The following is a 14,841-nucleotide window of genomic DNA, read 5'->3' as shown; positions in this document are numbered from 1 at the left end:
GCCGGGAGCCGGGCAGGTGTCCGGGACGGTCCGCCCGGTGGCGGGGCGGGTTCGGCACCCCCCGGAGGGGCACCCCCCCGGGAGAGACCGGGAGTTGGAACCGGGCATGCGGGGGCGGGAACGGGCTCTGAGCGGTGGTCGGGCGCCGCGGGATTGTCGGTCCCGGTCGGCAGGATGGGGGCGATGCAGCAGCCCGCGCCGAGGAGTACCGTGACCGCCGCCACCGAGCCGACCTCCCGCCCCGTCTTCCAGGCCCTCTGGTGCGCCACCGACCTCGGCCCGCACCGCCCGTGCGGCGGCACGTACGAGTGGTACGACCCCGACATGCTGCCGCCACTGGACCCGGCGCGTTTCGACGGCGGGTTCGGGTGGCTCGGCGGCACGGGCCCGGTGGTGCCGGAGCTCGCCGGGCACCTCGATGCCGTCGCCGCCGAGCTGGCGTGCGCCGGGGTCGTGCTGCCCGCCGACTTCACCGCTTTCCAGACCGGCGCCGGCAGCCACCGGGCCCTGGACGCGGTGTCGGCCACGGCCTGCTGGACGGATGTCTCCTCGCCGATACCGAGCCCGGTGGAGCCCGGTGCCTTCCTGGTCCGCTTCCTGCGCGACCAGCAGGACTGCGTGCACTGGTACCTCTACCTCCGTCCCACCGGTGAGGCCTTCGTGGTGGCCTCCCCGCTGGACCTCGCGCACGCGCCCGAGTGGGACGAACCGGGCGTGCCGGTGGACTGGTTCGGGGCCGTCGCCCGGTGCGCTTCCTCGTTCGAGGAGTTCGCGTACCGCTTCTGGGTGGAGAACCGCCTGTGGTTCGTGCTGCACGGCTACGGCGAGGAGGGCATGGACGACGAGCTCGCGGGATACCTCGCACACTACGGGCGGGTTTGACGCCGGGTAGGGCGGTGGAGCCGGCTCAGGAGGCCGCTGCGGGGACGAGGTGGTCGAGTCCCTGCGCGCTGCCCGTCGCGGCCTCGGCCGAGCGCGGCAGCATGATGCCTTCGTAGGCGCGGACGGCGTCGTCGACGCCGGGTTCGGTGACGAGGGCGTGGGCGAGGTCGGAGCCGTCGAGCATGGCGAGATTGGCGCCCAGCCCGACCGGGGGCATCAGGTGCGCGGCGTCGCCGAGCAGTGTGACGCCGGGAACGTGCTCCCAGGTGTGCGGTGCGGGCAGGACGAACAGGGGCCGGTTGACGAACCCGCTGTCGCTGTTGCGCAGGACGTAGCGCAGGCTCTCGTCCCAGCCGTCGAACATCTCCAGCAGGTGCGTCCGCACGGCCCGCCGGTCGTCGAGGTCGATGCCGGCGGCCAGGTGCCAGTCCTGCGGCGCGCGGAACGCGATGTAGGCGCGGATGTGGCCGTTGCTGTTGCGCTGGGCGACCAGGGACCTGCCGGCGCCCTTCACCAGCATCGATCCGTTGCCGACCAGCCGCGCGAGGTCGGGATGGCGGGTGTCGCAGTGGTCGAATCCGGTCTCGACGAAGGTGACACCGGTGTAGCCGGGTCCGGCGTGCGACAGGGCCGGGCGGACGCGCGACCAGGCGCCGTCGGCGCCGACCACCAGGTCGAAGCCCTGGGTGGTGCCGTCGCCGAAGAGCAGCCGGCAGGTGCCGTCCGTCAGCGGGGTGACCCCGGTGACGGCGCGGTCCCACCGCACCGTGCCCTCGGTGAGCGAGTCCAGGAGCAGGCCGCGCAGTTGGCCCCGGTCGATCTCCGGCCGGCCGCCGTCGGCGGAAGGCCCCTGATGCGTCAGGAGGGCGGCGTCGGCGAAGTCGAGCACGCGCCACTCCTCGCCTTCGGGGCGGGCGAGGGCAAGGAACCGGTCGAGGAGCCCCGCCGCGCGCAGGGCGGCCTGGCCGGTGTCGGCGTGCAGGTCGAGGGTGCCGCCCTGCGGGCGGGCGTCGGCGGAGGCCTCGCGTTCGAAGACGGTGACGGAGCGGCCGTGCTGCTGCAGGACCCGGGCACAGGTGAGGCCGCCGAGGCCGGCGCCGACGATCGCGACGCGGGGACCACGGGCAGGGTTCGGGGCAGGGTTCGGAACAGGGGTCATGGGGTGTCCCTCAGGGGGTGGGTGAGCCGCCGGGAGGTCCGGCCCCACCAAGAAAGCACACTCGTTAAATAAGTGCAACGACTCCACTTTTGCAGTGGATTCACCCTGAGGTACGGTATGCGGGTGACCGAACCGACCGGGCGCCGCGAGCGCAAGAAGGCCCAGACCCGCCAGTCCCTGGCCGACGCCGCACTCGAGCTCTTCCTCGACCGCGGCTACGACCAGGTCGGCGTCAAGGAAATCGCCGACGCCGCCGACGTCTCGGTGACCACCCTGTTCAAGCACTTCTCCGGAAAGGAAGCCCTGGTCTTCGACCAGGACGACGACCTGGAGGGGGCGCTCGTCGCCGCCGTGCGCGACCGCACCCCCGGCACGTCGATCCCCCAGGCCCTGCGCGAGCACATCCTGCGGGGGCAGACCCAGTTCGCCGTGCACGCCACGGATCCGCGGTTCGCCGACTTCACGCGCATGGTGCAGGAGACCCCTGCACTGCGTGACTACGCCCACCGCATGTGGACGCGCCACGAAGCGGCCCTGGCACGGGCCATCGCCGAGGCCGCCGGCGCCCCCGAGGGCGACGTCAGCTGCGCCGCCCTGGCTCATTTCGCCCTGGAGGCCCGCGGCCTCATCCTGCGGCACGCCGAGCCGCACCGCGCCGCCGACGAGGCCTTCGCCCTGCTCGAACACGGCTGGGCGGCCTCCCACCCGGGCAGCTGACCCGGGCGGCTGACCCGGTCTGCGCCGGCCGCGCCCGAGCCGAGCGAGGCCGGGCGAGGCCGGACGAGGCCGGGCGAGGCCGTGAGTGGCCGCCGCTGCCGGCCGCTCAACCTCCAGCCCGACCTCCACCCGGGCCCCGGGTGCCCTGCACCACCCCGCGCTGGTCCGGGAGATGGAGCGGGCCCGGCAGAGGCGGGAGGCCCTCCTGCCCGAGTTCCCGCAGCCGGCGACCGGCGCGCGCCGCCCGCAGGCCTCGCGGCGTTCGGCGGCTGCTGACGGCCTCAGTCGTTGTCGATCTTGTTCCCGGCGGGGTTGAGCACGTACCAGCCCGCACCGAACGCCTGGGACCCCTGGCCGTTGGTGTCGCCAGGGTTGTGGTCACCCGAGAAGTAGTAGAGCGGGTGGCCGTGGTAGGTCACCTCGACGCTGTGGTCGGCGCGGGTGACGGTGCCGAGCTCGGACGCGGTGACACCGGTGCCCGGCTGCGGGGCGCCGCTGGTGGTCAGCGGCGGCCAGGCCGAGGCGCAGGTGCCGGCGCAGTTCGACATGGTGGGGGAGTCCTTCTCGAACAGGTACACCGTGCGGCCCTGGTTGTCGGTGAGGATCATCCCCAGGTTCGAGGTGTGCACTGCGACGACGGTCCCGCCCGAGCCGGCCGCGGCCGCCGGCGGGGACGAGGGCGCGCCGGGTGACACCGCCGCCGGTGCGGACGAGGCGGGCGAGGAGGACGGGGTGCTGCTACCGCTGCTGCACGCAGCGACCCCCAGGGCGATTGCGGGCAGCGCCATGGTTGCCCAGAGGAGACGGCGCATGATCGATGCTCCTTCCGCGGACCGCCGGCCCCGGAGCGGGGCCCGTGCGAGCGTGCCACCCTCCGGTACGTGGCCCGACCCGCCGGCGTTCACCCGTCTGTCACTGTTTTCGCCCGTCGGTCCTCGCCTCGATGACCGGCGTCACCGTCCGCGGCCGGGGCCTCTCCCGGCAGGGGCGTCGCCCGGCCGGGGCCTTGCTCGGCCGCGGACGGCCGGGGGCACGTGCCTCTGACGCCCCGGGGGGTAACCCCTTCCACCTGCACGAGAGTTCGCTCCGCCGGCCGGTGAGGGCGAGTAGCCGGCGCCGGCCCGTGCCCCGCGAGCAGTCCGGGACGTGCGGCGGCGGCGGCCCGCCCCGCTCGCGCCGACCGTCACGGCCGGACTGCGGCCGGCGGGATGCGGGCGAGGAGTTCGCGGGCGGCCCGGGTCAGGTAAGTGACGGCCTCGTCCGGGGGCGTCTGCGGCCCGCGGTCCCAGAGCACTCCCAGCGCGTCGACCAGGGGCGCCAACTCCTCGGACGGCCCGTAAGCCTCCGCGACGTTCTCGATGATGAGTTCGGCGCCCTCGAAGGGGTCGAGCCATCCGCCGACGATCTCGGCGGCCCACCAGCGGGCGAGCGCCAGCCGGCCCTCCCAGTAGTCCTCGGGCGGGTGGAAGCCGAACCCGAGCTCGTCCATCACCCGGTCGAACAGCTCCGAGGCCTGGTCCTCCTCGCCACTCAACAGCCAGGCGAGGAGCCACAGCGACGGTGTGTCGACCCCGGCGACAAGGGCGCGGAGTGCGGTCTGGATCAGAACGTCCGGGTCCGCGCGCCGGCCGTCGACCCACTCGTGGGCGAGCCCCCGGAGCTCACGCACTGCCTCGTCCACCGTTGCGGGGGCTTCGCTCGTCGCCATGGCGGCATGCTGCCACGCGCCGCCGGCGTTCGCGAAGCCGATATCGCGTCGCCGGACGCCGCCTGCGCCGCCGCCTGCGCCGCCGCCGGGCCCGGCCTCGCGGGCCGGCCGTGAAGGGCCGTCAGCCGATCTGTTCGGCCAGGGCGAGGATGATGCCTGAGGGGCCGCGGAGGTAGCAGAGACGGTAGACGTCCTTGTACTGCGCTACCTCGCCGAGGAGTTCGGCGCCGTGGGGGCGCAGGCGGGCGATGGTGTCGTCGATGTCGTCGACGGCGAACATGACCCGGTGCAGGCCCAGCGTGTTCGGCGGCGGGTCGGACGATCCGTCGTCGATCGCGGCGGGGGCGTGGTACTGCGCGAGCTCCAGCTTGCCGTGGCCGTCCGGGGTCCGCATCATCGCGATGTCGCTGCGGACTCCGTCGAGTCCGACGGCCTGATCCGCGAAGAGGCCCTCGATCTGCGCTCTGCCCTCGACCTCCAGGCCCAGTTCGGTGAAGAAGGCGACGGCGGCGTCCAGGTCCTCGACAACGATGCCGACGTTGTCCATCCGCTGGAGCGTCAAGACGGTTCTCCCTCTGCGTTGCGCGGCCCTTCGAGGCCACCGGTATACCGGGGACGGAGCCGGCGGCCCGTTCTCGACACCCGTCAGCGGGCTGATTTCCGGAGGAGTTCGTGTGCCGCCCGGTGTGATGGTGTGTGGCATGCCGCGGTCGGAGCAATCGGGGCGCAAGGGCCGTCCGGTCGTCACGCTGTGCCTGTTGATCACGCTCCGGACCAGGGACACCACCGCTGCACCGGTCGCGTGATCCAGCACCCCGAAGCACCTCAAGCCATCACAGCGGGAGACACCAGTGATCAGACACCACGCCCCAGGACATCCCGTCGCCGAAGGAGAGGCAGGCGTCCGCGCTCGTGCGCGGTGGCGGCAGGCCGGGGTCGTGGCGGGGGTGTGCGTGGCGCTGGCCGGTACCGGGCCGATCCCCGCGACCGCCGCGGCAACGGGGTCGGCGCCGGCCACCACCCCGGTGCGGACCCGAGGAAGTGACCCGGTGTTCACCTTCGGCTTCACCGGCGCCCCGCAGAGCCTCACCATCCCGGCCCAGGCGGTGGTCACGATCACCGCCGACGGCGCGGGCGGCGCCGACGGCACCGGTACCTCCTGTTCCGTCACGGGGACGGGCGGGACGGGGGCGCGGGTCGTCACCACTCTCCCGCAGACCACCGCCCCGACGACGGTCACCGTCAACGTCGGCGGCACGGGCGGAAAGGGCTGCAACGGCTCGGGGACGGGGGGTGCCGGCGGGTTCAACGGCGGCGCTTCGGGCGGGGGCATCCCGGTCACCGGTTTCCGGGCGGAAGGGCCGGGTGGGGGCGGGGCTTCCAGCGTCAGCGTGGGCTCCTTCCTGGTGGTCGCCGGGGGCGGCGGTGCCGCCGGCGGCACCGGGGCGACCCTCACGGGAGGGAACGGAGGCAACGGCGGGACGACGCCGGACGCCACCGCCGGTACCGCGGGAAGCGCCACCGGCCCTGGGGCCGCGGCAGGGCACGGTGGGGGCGGCGGCAGCACCAGCACGACCACGGGTGGTGCGGGCGGGACGGCCGGCACCGTCCCGTTGTGCAACGCCACGCCGGGTGGGCCGGGAGGCGGGTTCGCCGGTACCACGATCGGCACCGGCGGCACCGGCGGAGCGATCGACGGCGGCTGTGCCGCCACTGCCACCGGTGCGGGCGGGGGCGGGGGCGGCGGGTACTTCGCCGGCGGGGGCGGCGGCAGCGGTGCCGTCAACAACACCGGCACCGCGGCAAGCGGCGGCGGCGGCGGTGGCGGGAGCAGCTTCGCGACCCCGTCGGGCACCGGGACGTCCTATGCGCTGTCCACGATCGGGACGGCGAACCACAACGGCCAGGTGATCATCAGCTACACCGTGGGCGAGCCGATCACCACGACCATGACCGCGATGCCCCAGCGCACCCGGATCGGCTCGCCGGTCGTGCTCAACGACATCGTCTGCCCCGGCGGGAGCTCCACGACCAGGCCCACCGGAACCGTCACGTTCACCGACACCACCACCGGGACGACCCTCGGCACGGGACGCCTGTTCCTCTCCCTCGGCAGGTGCGCCGCCGGCGGGACGGTCACCGCCTTCCGCACTGCCGGCATCCACACCATCACCGCCGTCTACAGCGGCGACTCGGTGTACCAGGACAACAGTGCCAACCCCGAGACCATCACCGTGACGGTGAACCCCTGATCAGAACGCCGCAGCAGCACCGAGGGGCACGCCCTCGTCAACCGCGACAAGCACTGCTGCCGGCGCAGGTGACAGCGTGATACCGGGCGGGGCCCGCGAGGACGCATCGCGGGCTCCGCCTCCATTGCGCCCGAGGCCGGCCCCGGGCTCGCCGACACGGAGCGCACCCGTCCTCCTCCCCGGGGCGGGGTCGGCCCGTGGCGCGGGGCTGATCGGGCTCGGTCCAGTAGAGCTGCCCGTGCCTGCACCGGCGGTACCGGTCGGGCACCCCGGCGGGGCAGTGGTCTCGGCAAGTATGCGTACTGTGTAAGCTTACGTTGTACTCAAATGCGCAAGTGTGCGATCAGGGGGATGTTCCATGTACGCGACTGCTGTCACCGTGCCGCTGGTCTGGCTGGCCTGGCTGGTCTTCACCGAGTGGGTGCCGCTGTTCCCGCTGAACGACCTCAGGGGCGACAACCACCGCGAGCGGCTCGGTGACGCGGCCGTCAACTACCCGATCCCGCTGCTCATCGCCGGTGGCGTCGCGCTGGGCCACCAGGCTTCGCAGGTCGCGGCCCTGGTGCTGTGCCTGCTGGTCCTGGTCGGGCACGTGACCAGCTGGTGGCTGCCCTACTTCGGAATCAGTACGGCCGCGCAGCGGGAGTCCTACGCCCGCGACTACGCCCGCACGCTGAAGGTCCTGCCCGTGCAGGGGCGTGCGGTGGTGCCCGACGTCCAGCACATGGTGGTCGGTGTCCTGACGCTGGCGATGACGGGCAGCACCCTGGCGGTCACCCTGACCGGGTGACTCTGTCACGCTGAGGGCATGACTCAGGCATCACGACCCGGCCGGGGAGGCCGCCCCGCGCAGATCAGTGTGGACCGGATCACCGCTGCGGCGATCGAGGTGCTCGACCGCGAGGGGCTGGAAGCGCTGACGATGCGACGGATCGGTGCGCATCTGGGGGTGGCGGCGATGTCGCTGTACCGTCACCTCCCGGGCCGTGACGCCATCCTGTCCGCGGTGGTCGACCACCTGTTCGCCACCGCACTGACCGGGCTCGACTCCGGGCCGGCGTGGCCCGAGGCGCTGACCGGATTCGCGGCCGCCTACCGCCGCATGCTGCTGGAGCATCCGAACGCGGTGCCTCTCCTGGCCACCCACCCGGTCGACCCCGACACGGCGATGCCGGCCCTGGCCGTGCTGCTGGAGCGCTTCACCGCCGCCGGCGTCGACCAGGACGAGGCGCTGATCCGCATCCAGTCCGTCGGGGTCTACACGCTGGGCCACGCCCTGGCCCAGGTGGGGACGCGACCGGGCGCCGAGGGCGGCGGTTCCGAGACGGTGAAGGACCCCGCCGCGCTCGACTACTACCAGCGGTGGTTCGAAGCCGGCCTGCGAGCCATGGTCACCGGCTTCGAACACCGCTGATCACCCGGGCGGGGAGCCGGCCGGGCGGCGCCGGCCCGGCCGCCGCCCACTCCCGACGCGGGTCGCCACGCCGGCGCACCCGCACCGCTGGGACCGGTCAGGGCGCCGCCGTGGCGGCACCCCCTGCACCACGGCGCCGGTGTCCGCTGTTCGCGTACTCGTTGCGGTGCGCTGCCCGGTACGGACGGACGTGCCCGGTTCATGCCCGTCCGGCCGCTCGGCATGGGACTCGCCGGGCTCGCCGGACGACGGGGCGGCTTCCCGGCTCGCTCAGGAGGCGCTGCCCACTGCCGCGCGCACGGCCGTGTGCAGCTGGGCATAGGTGGGGGCGAGGTCCCGCAGGTGCGCTGCCGCGGTCTGGTCGTCGCCGTGCACCAGCGGATACTGCAGGCCGCCCAGGATCCGGGCCTGGCGTTGCGCGATGGAGGCCGCGTGCGACAGTCCCAGCTCTCCGAGGCAGGTCGCTGCGTCGTTCAGACGGCGTGCTCCCGCGCGGAGGCCGAACGCGGTGAGCAGCGTGCGGATGCCCGGGGGCGTGCCCTGGGCGACCAGGTCGGCGAGCGCCTCGACGGCGGCGGCTCCGCCCAGCGAGCCGGGCGGCATGGGCAGGTCGGCACGGCCGGCCAGCCACCGTTCGGCTTCCGGCAGCGACTGCCTGAGCGCGTCGGCGGGAGCGACCCGGCGTTGGCGCACGAAGCCGGTCCGCAGCACGAACGGGGCGTCGATGTAGCTGATCTCCTTGGCCTCCCAGGCGGCGAGGAAGGCCTGCGTGGGCATGGTCGCGTACGGGTGGCCGTGGGGGTCGTGGAGTTCGACGGTGTCCTGGTCGGCGGCGAGCACCACGACGTAGTGGTCACCGCCGTCGGCGGTCGGCGTGCCGGGCTGGTACAGCAGCAGCCCCATGTCCACCGGCCCGGCCAGGACCGGGCCCTGCGAGCAGGCGGTCCGCAACCGCTCCAGGGCCTGCTCCGGTGTTCCGCCGTCGCTGCGCTCGCAACTCCAGCCCAACAGTGCGACCGCGGCGTCGAGGCCGGTCTCGGGATGCCAGCCGTAGGGGTCGAACAACGGCAGGGAACCGGCGATGAGCTGGGCGCCGAACGGTGAGCCGGTCAGCGTCTCGATGACTGCGGTGGAGGGGGACTCCGCTCCCAGCATCATGGCCAGCGAGTTGGTGAAGCAGTACGGACCGGAGCCGACGTAGCCGAACACGGCGAACCTCTCGTAGGAGATGGAGGTGATCTCCGCCGGCGAGCGCCGGGCGGGTGGAAGCAGTCAACTCCCTCACACCGTGTCAGGGTCAACTGCTCGTCGAACCCGCCGCCGCCCTCTACAGCCCGACCCGCCCGGCCCGAAGGCAGTGGTGTCCTGCCCCCGCACTCCAGCGGAGTCCGCCGTGTGAGACGGACGGGCCCGTGGTCGACGAGGGGATCTCACAGCGGATCTCACAGCGGACCTGAGGATCAGCGTCAATGTCAGTGGTGATCGCCATCATGGGGGACATGACCAACGCGAACCTGGCCACCGGCAGTGTCTGGCGGCTCCACCACCGCGACCAGGAGGTTGCCCGGCTGACCGTGACCGGCGCCGACATGCCCTGGACTCACGCCGACGTCGAGACACTTCCCGGCTTCGAAGAGTTCCGTCCGCTGTTCGCGGAGCAGGAGCGGGCCGTCGACGAAGAGGACTGGGAGCAGATCGACGCGTGCGACTTCCGGATCCGCAGTGCGCTCACCATGACTTTTCCCGACGGAAGTCCCGTCGCCGAGTTCATGCTGCACATCCACGACGACGGCACCGCCGGCTGGCGCTGGCACGACGAGCCCTTCGACACGGCGAACCAGTGACGCGCCGGCTTCGCCGCATCGGGGGCGCGGAAGCCGTCCGCTCCTACGGCGAGCCGGACACCTGACGGGCCCGTGATCCGGCACGTCGAGTTGCAGGAGCCCCGGAAGCAAGGCAGTGGCCGCCGCGTCGCCGGCCGAGTGGCAAGGAGCCCCAGGTGCCGGTCAGTTGGCCGAATGTGAGAGTGTCTGCGGCCTGACTGCGGGACCGCCCGTCTCCGAGGGCGAGGGGCACGGCCCGCAGTGGTTGTCGGCCGATGAGTGAGTTCGAGGCCGTTCGGCCGACCGCCCGCCGGTGGCTCCGCCCCGAGTCGGGCGGTCCCGGAGGCCCTTGCGGTCTAGCCAGGTACGCCACCTCCACGTAGCGTGGTGGACCGGTGACTGAGGGGAGTCCGCGGTGCAGCAGTGGGGATGGCTGTGGGGCGACACGCTGTCGAACATGCGGCCCCGGGTGACGAACACCCTCCACTACTCCGGTGTCAGCGCCCGGGACGAGCTCGCCTCGGTGATCCGCGCCGAGGTCGATGAGCCCGAATACAGAAGAGTCGCCGACATGATCGAGGCGGCGACCCCTCCTCTGGCGGCCGTGGTCGGAGCCGACGTGTTCTTCGTCGTCCAGCTCGATGCGAACTTCAAGCCCGTCATGGACCGGTCCTTCACCCGCAAGTACGACGCGGCGTTCGAGTACGCCGTGAAGAAGCGGGGGCGCGGACGCCCGAAGCTCTGGGGCTGAAGCGAGCCGTCGGCAGCGGGCGGACACGCTCGCGAGGACACGGTGGTACCACGCCCGCGGGCCCGGGCCCACGAGCGCCTGGCTTCTGCGGGCCGACCGCTGCGCCCGGCCGCTTCGTCCGGCCGCCGGGCCGCGGACCTGCTGCGCTCCGCACCCTCGGGACAGGGGCGATGACAGCGGCAACGGCGGTGGCGGGGTGGCCAGGTGACGTGCCGGCAGCCAGCCCGCCGGGCGCGTCGCCGTAGCGGGAGACCGCTGGTTTTTTCAGCACCGGGGCGCTGGGTCACTCGCCCTGGCCGGCGCTTCCCATCGGGCCGATCTTCACCGAGGATCCGCTGCCGTCCGTGACGGGCAGCGAGCCGGTGCCCGGCCAGGGCAGGGTGACCGACTGGGTCTCGTCCGGCGGGGTCACCACCAGGCCGGTGATCTTGACGCCGGATCCGCCCGAGGTGTTGGCCGGGTAACTGATGCCGAAGTACGTCGACTTGCCGTTCTTCACGACGCCCGCGACGACCGGCTCACCGGAGCGCTTCGCGGGCAGCGTGCCCGCGGAGGTCTTCAGGTCGACGCCCGCGTACCCGGAGAGCGTGCAGTCCTTGCCGCTGTGGTTCTTCAGCTCGACCACGACGGTGTTCTCGGCGTCGCCGGTGATGGTGCGGTCCGCGGCGGTGATGGTCAGGTCTGCGGTCCGGCACTTGGCGGTCTTCCCGGCCCCGGTGGAGCCGGCCGGCGCGGCGGTGGCGGGCGTGCTGCCCTTCCCCGAACCACCCGAAGCCGAACCACCCGAGGCCGGAGCACCGGAAGCCGAACCACCCGAAGCCGAGCCGCCGGAGGCCGGACCGCCGCTGGGGGAGGCACCGGTGGACGTGGACGTGGTCGGGGCGGCGGTCGGGGCGCCCTGCGCGGTGCCCGTCTCGTCGTCCTGGCAGGCGGTGAGCGAGAGGGCGGCGGTGACGGCCAGGGCGGCGAAGGCGAGCTTGCGGACGCGCACGGTGTTTCCTCCGGGTGGGGCGGCAGTGCCTGGTGCTCGGTGCGAGCGGGTTTCCGAAGACCAGGACCGCCCTCCCGGACGAACCGTTCCGCCCGGGCTGCCCTCAGGACAGTGCTGTGACATGTACGGCCGGAAACCACCCGCGCCGTCGCCCGCCGTACCGCGCCGCACCCCGCCCCCGACCTGCCCGGATACCCGGTTCACACCACCGCCGCGCACCACCGACGCCGTCGCCGGCCACCGGGACAGACCCGTGACCCGGACGACCTTGACCACAGACCGCGACGCACCGCGACCACGACAGCACGACGCGCTCAGTCCCAGTCCCAGCCCAAGTCCTGGCGCAGGCAGAGCAGGCCGAGCGGCAGGCCGCCGGCCACCAGGCGCGTGCAGGGGCGGCCACCTGCGGGTGATGGTCCGTCACGATCCCACCGTGGCAGTACCGGGGGCTCGCGGGGGCCGTGACGGGGCCCGGGGTGGACGCGCCGCAATCACCGACCGCTCCTGCTGCGCCTGGTTGCCGTACGCTCGGCCGCCCCCGCATCACGTGCCCCCTTGCGCGGACCGAGGTCCGACCGTCCTGGCAGCGATTCCGAGCGGGGACTGGACTTTGGCCGACTCTGTCCCTCTCAAGCGTCGAAAGGACCGATAGGTTGACGAGGTCATGGCATGTAATTGCGACGACAGGAGGCTTGAATGTCTGTTCGAAAGCGCGTGGCGCTGACGGCAGCCGCCATTGCCGGTGTGGCTGCTGGGCTGTTGGGCGCGCCTGCCGCTTCGGCCGCCCCGACGTCCCTCTACAACTGCACCACCAACTACGTCGAAGGCAGTCTGGGGCACAAGGGTGCAGCGATAACCTGCCGGGGCGGAACGAACGACTACTTCTTCGGGTCCATCGACTGCAAGAGGTTCGACAACGGATACGTCTACCACCACGAAGGCCCGATCGTCCGAGCCGGGCAGACGTCGACGGTGTGGTGCGACTACAACGCCAAGGTGATAGCGACCTTCTATACGGCGGCCTGAACCGACGCACCCTGGGAGGACGTTCGGTGGGGGAGTCCCCGGCCGTCCGGCTCTGATCGACGCGGCACGGACTCGGCCCAGACCTCGTGGCGGCCGGGTCCGTGTCCGCGGTACTGATCAACCGTGAGGAACGACGCCGGTACGAATACCTCGTACAGCAGCCGGCGGCCGGGGATCGTCCTGCACGCCCACGCGCGTGCGGCCGACGGTGTGTGGCCGCGGTGCCGGGGGTCGTCGCGGCGCGTGCACGGTCGCTATGTCCGTCGTCCGGCAGATGCGGCGGCTTGCGCTGCGGTCACGGTCGTCGAGCAGCCGAATTGGCTGACGCCGGACCCCGCGGAGCCGGGAAAATGCGTGATCGCTGACATGCTCCTCGGGCCTCCGCGGACGTGCTGTCAGACGTAGGCCGTAGGATCCACCGGTGGTAGAGATATCGAAGCTTCCCGGCCACTTCGCTCCCGATACGCACGGTGTCAGCGATCCTCTTCTGCTCCGACGCCGGGGTGAACGGGCACACTGGCAGAACGTGCAGGCATACAGGCGGGAGCCCCTCGGCGAGCGCGTGAACGCCCGTGAGGTGTTCAAGCACGAGAACGAGTTGAGCCGCTGGGTCTCCACCCACCTGGCTGAGGTCGCTCGACCCGCGGGCATCATGGGAGGTCTGCGCCTCGTAGGCACGGAGCACCAGGCCGGCCGGGGACGGATCGACGTCCTGGCAGCCGTGGGCTCGGCAGCGGCAGTCAAGACGCGCACCCCGGCCTACGTGGTGATCGAAAACCAGCTCACGGCGTCGGATGACGACCACCTGGCCAGGCTCATCAAGTATGCCGCGGTCATCGGGGCCAAGCACGCCATCTGGATCACTCCCTCCTTCTCCGACGACCACGTCGACACCATCTGCCGGCTGACCAGCGACACCAGATGTTCGTTCACGGCTTTGCGCCTGGTCGCGGAACGTGTCTGCCGCGGGGAGGCCGAGGTCTTCTTCGAGCCGGTCGCGGACTTCGCCACCCTGCGTGCCGAACGCCATGGCCTCGACGACCTCCCCCACGACGATTCCTGGGCACACCGCCCGGGGCCCAAGCGTCCGCGGAAGGACACCCCGGCTCGGACGCGGGCCGGCAACAGCCCATGGTTCAAGGCTCCGCGCCAGCGACAACAGACGACTTGACCGTCCCCCGGGTGCCATCGTTTCCGACACTCGAACGATGCTGCCCGTGGCGCGAACCAGGATGGGGGAGGGGGATGCATCGGAACGAAAAGACCGGCGTCAAGCCCCAGTTGCCCCTGGAGGGCGGCTGACTGAGCATCACATGCGCCGTCGCGGGAAGCGAGTGCGCTCCGCGTGACACGCCCGTGAACGTCCGGGCGTGTCCGGATCGATCAGGAATAAAGAAGCGCGGTTCACGGAGTCGCCTCTAGCCTGCTCACCATGGAGCTCACCATTCACACGACGTCTCTTCCGCACGACGACCCGGACGCGTCGCTCGCCTTCTACCGCGACGTCCTCGGCTTCGAGGTCCGCAGCGATGTCGGGCAGGGCAGGATGCGCTGGATCACGGTCGGCCCGGCCGGTCAGCCGGGCACGTCGATCCTTCTGGCGCCGCCTGCCGCCGATCCCGGCATCACCGAGGACGAACGCCGCACGATCACCGAGATGATGGCCAAGGGCACCTACGGCTGGATCCTGCTGGCCACCCCGGACCTCGACGCCACGTTCGAGAAGGTGCAGGCCGGTGACACCGAGGTCGTCCAGGAGCCGACCGAGCAGCCGTACGGCGTCCGCGACTGCGCCTTCCGCGACCCCGCGGGCAACCTCATCCGCATCCAGGAGCTGCGCTGAGCCGTGCGGGTACCGGTGCGGCCGTGCGGGCCGACATCGCGACCCTCGTGACCCCCCTGAGGAACGCGGCGGCGCACCGGAGCGGAAGCACCTGCCCTGCCGGTCGCCGGCCCGGTCCGCGTCCGGGTCCGGGGCCTGGTCCTCGTTGAACCGGTCATGAGCCCGGGCTCCGCCCCGCTGTTGTCCGGCAGTTCGCCTGGCCGGCAGTCGCCCGACCGGCGGCCGGTCGGGTCCGGCGGGCCGGTCCACACCACCGAGCGTCCGGGGTGCCCGCC

16 protein-coding genes are annotated in these 14,841 nt (G+C 72.4%); 10 read left to right on the top strand and 6 right to left on the bottom strand.

The window, feature by feature from the left end:
* Positions 1-210 precede the first annotated feature (210 nt).
* Entirely contained in the window at positions 211-882 is a 672-nt protein-coding gene (locus ACFC1F_RS29285) for a hypothetical protein (RefSeq protein WP_376162745.1), read from the top strand.
* Positions 883-907: 25 nt separating this feature from the next.
* Here the strand turns inward: ACFC1F_RS29285 and ACFC1F_RS29280 are convergent, their stop codons facing one another.
* Positions 908-2,041 carry an FAD-dependent oxidoreductase gene (locus tag ACFC1F_RS29280; protein ID WP_376162743.1) on the bottom strand — a complete coding sequence of 378 codons (1,134 nt, stop codon included), beginning with the start codon at positions 2,039-2,041 and terminating at the stop codon, positions 908-910.
* A 123-nt stretch (positions 2,042-2,164) separates the two neighbouring features.
* Between ACFC1F_RS29280 and ACFC1F_RS29275 the strand changes: the two genes are divergently transcribed.
* Positions 2,165-2,758, top strand: a complete 594-nt coding sequence (locus tag ACFC1F_RS29275; protein ID WP_376162741.1) for a TetR/AcrR family transcriptional regulator — start codon at positions 2,165-2,167, stop codon at positions 2,756-2,758.
* A gap of 281 nt (positions 2,759-3,039) precedes the next feature.
* On the opposite strand, the gene ACFC1F_RS29270 is transcribed toward ACFC1F_RS29275, so the two are convergent.
* The 3 genes from ACFC1F_RS29270 to ACFC1F_RS29260 all read right to left on the bottom strand — a co-directional run bounded on the left by ACFC1F_RS29270 (position 3,040) and on the right by ACFC1F_RS29260 (position 5,028).
* Positions 3,040-3,570 (bottom strand): hypothetical protein, encoded by a 531-nt coding sequence (locus ACFC1F_RS29270; RefSeq protein ID WP_376162739.1) that lies wholly within the window; start codon positions 3,568-3,570, stop codon positions 3,040-3,042.
* A 371-nt stretch (positions 3,571-3,941) separates the two neighbouring features.
* On the bottom strand, positions 3,942-4,466 hold the full coding sequence (locus ACFC1F_RS29265; protein WP_376162737.1) for a hypothetical protein: 525 nt from the start codon (positions 4,464-4,466) through the stop codon (positions 3,942-3,944).
* Between the two features lie 121 nt (positions 4,467-4,587).
* Positions 4,588-5,028: a VOC family protein gene (locus ACFC1F_RS29260; protein ID WP_376162735.1), complete on the bottom strand. Its 441-nt coding sequence runs from the start codon at positions 5,026-5,028 to the stop codon at positions 4,588-4,590.
* 487 nt (positions 5,029-5,515) lie between these two features.
* On the opposite strand from ACFC1F_RS29260, the gene ACFC1F_RS29255 reads away from it, so the two are divergent.
* The 3 genes from ACFC1F_RS29255 to ACFC1F_RS29245 all read left to right on the top strand — a co-directional run bounded on the left by ACFC1F_RS29255 (position 5,516) and on the right by ACFC1F_RS29245 (position 8,132).
* Positions 5,516-6,718 (top strand): Ig-like domain repeat protein, encoded by a 1,203-nt coding sequence (locus ACFC1F_RS29255; protein WP_376162733.1) that lies wholly within the window; start codon positions 5,516-5,518, stop codon positions 6,716-6,718.
* A gap of 358 nt (positions 6,719-7,076) precedes the next feature.
* Positions 7,077-7,508 carry a hypothetical protein gene (locus tag ACFC1F_RS29250; RefSeq protein WP_376162731.1) on the top strand — a complete coding sequence of 144 codons (432 nt, stop codon included), beginning with the start codon at positions 7,077-7,079 and terminating at the stop codon, positions 7,506-7,508.
* A gap of 18 nt (positions 7,509-7,526) precedes the next feature.
* Complete coding sequence (locus tag ACFC1F_RS29245) at positions 7,527-8,132, top strand: TetR/AcrR family transcriptional regulator (RefSeq protein ID WP_376162729.1); 606 nt, start codon at positions 7,527-7,529, stop codon at positions 8,130-8,132.
* Between the two features lie 270 nt (positions 8,133-8,402).
* Here the strand turns inward: ACFC1F_RS29245 and ACFC1F_RS29240 are convergent, their stop codons facing one another.
* Positions 8,403-9,341, bottom strand: a complete 939-nt coding sequence (locus ACFC1F_RS29240) for a hypothetical protein (protein ID WP_376162727.1) — start codon at positions 9,339-9,341, stop codon at positions 8,403-8,405.
* A 260-nt stretch (positions 9,342-9,601) separates the two neighbouring features.
* Between ACFC1F_RS29240 and ACFC1F_RS29235 the strand changes: the two genes are divergently transcribed.
* On the top strand, positions 9,602-9,976 hold the full coding sequence (locus ACFC1F_RS29235; RefSeq protein WP_376162725.1) for a hypothetical protein: 375 nt from the start codon (positions 9,602-9,604) through the stop codon (positions 9,974-9,976).
* Positions 9,977-10,370: 394 nt separating this feature from the next.
* On the top strand, positions 10,371-10,706 hold the full coding sequence (locus ACFC1F_RS29230; RefSeq protein WP_376162723.1) for a hypothetical protein: 336 nt from the start codon (positions 10,371-10,373) through the stop codon (positions 10,704-10,706).
* Between the two features lie 283 nt (positions 10,707-10,989).
* On the opposite strand, the gene ACFC1F_RS29225 is transcribed toward ACFC1F_RS29230, so the two are convergent.
* Positions 10,990-11,697, bottom strand: coding sequence for a DUF4232 domain-containing protein (locus tag ACFC1F_RS29225; protein WP_376162721.1), 708 nt, complete (start codon positions 11,695-11,697; stop codon positions 10,990-10,992).
* A 696-nt stretch (positions 11,698-12,393) separates the two neighbouring features.
* Between ACFC1F_RS29225 and ACFC1F_RS29220 the strand changes: the two genes are divergently transcribed.
* From ACFC1F_RS29220 to ACFC1F_RS29210, 3 genes are all read left to right on the top strand, one after another.
* Positions 12,394-12,723 carry a hypothetical protein gene (locus tag ACFC1F_RS29220; RefSeq protein ID WP_376162719.1) on the top strand — a complete coding sequence of 110 codons (330 nt, stop codon included), beginning with the start codon at positions 12,394-12,396 and terminating at the stop codon, positions 12,721-12,723.
* A 421-nt stretch (positions 12,724-13,144) separates the two neighbouring features.
* Positions 13,145-13,894: a hypothetical protein gene (locus ACFC1F_RS29215; protein ID WP_376162717.1), complete on the top strand. Its 750-nt coding sequence runs from the start codon at positions 13,145-13,147 to the stop codon at positions 13,892-13,894.
* Positions 13,895-14,155: 261 nt separating this feature from the next.
* Positions 14,156-14,566: a VOC family protein gene (locus ACFC1F_RS29210; protein WP_209412753.1), complete on the top strand. Its 411-nt coding sequence runs from the start codon at positions 14,156-14,158 to the stop codon at positions 14,564-14,566.
* Positions 14,567-14,841 lie beyond the last annotated feature (275 nt).

The sequence above is a fragment of the Kitasatospora sp. NPDC056181 genome (genome assembly GCF_042266225.1).
Lineage (GTDB): Bacteria > Actinomycetota > Actinomycetes > Streptomycetales > Streptomycetaceae > Kitasatospora.
The sequence above is the reverse complement of the archived record's forward strand: the minus strand, read 5'-3'. Positions and strand labels throughout refer to the sequence as shown.

What these genes read in the sequence shown, in the direction of transcription:
- ACFC1F_RS29265 (WP_376162737.1), bottom strand. Translation starts at nt 4,466, where the DNA reads ATGGCGACGAGCGAAGCCCCCGCAACGGTGGACGAGGCAGTGCGTGAG.
- ACFC1F_RS29220 (WP_376162719.1), top strand. Translation starts at nt 12,394, where the DNA reads ATGTCTGTTCGAAAGCGCGTGGCGCTGACGGCAGCCGCCATTGCCGGT.
- ACFC1F_RS29245 (WP_376162729.1), top strand. Translation starts at nt 7,527, where the DNA reads ATGACTCAGGCATCACGACCCGGCCGGGGAGGCCGCCCCGCGCAGATC.
- ACFC1F_RS29235 (WP_376162725.1), top strand. Translation starts at nt 9,602, where the DNA reads ATGTCAGTGGTGATCGCCATCATGGGGGACATGACCAACGCGAACCTG.
- ACFC1F_RS29210 (WP_209412753.1), top strand. Translation starts at nt 14,156, where the DNA reads ATGGAGCTCACCATTCACACGACGTCTCTTCCGCACGACGACCCGGAC.
- ACFC1F_RS29280 (WP_376162743.1), bottom strand. Translation starts at nt 2,041, where the DNA reads ATGACCCCTGTTCCGAACCCTGCCCCGAACCCTGCCCGTGGTCCCCGC.
- ACFC1F_RS29250 (WP_376162731.1), top strand. Translation starts at nt 7,077, where the DNA reads ATGTACGCGACTGCTGTCACCGTGCCGCTGGTCTGGCTGGCCTGGCTG.
- ACFC1F_RS29270 (WP_376162739.1), bottom strand. Translation starts at nt 3,570, where the DNA reads ATGCGCCGTCTCCTCTGGGCAACCATGGCGCTGCCCGCAATCGCCCTG.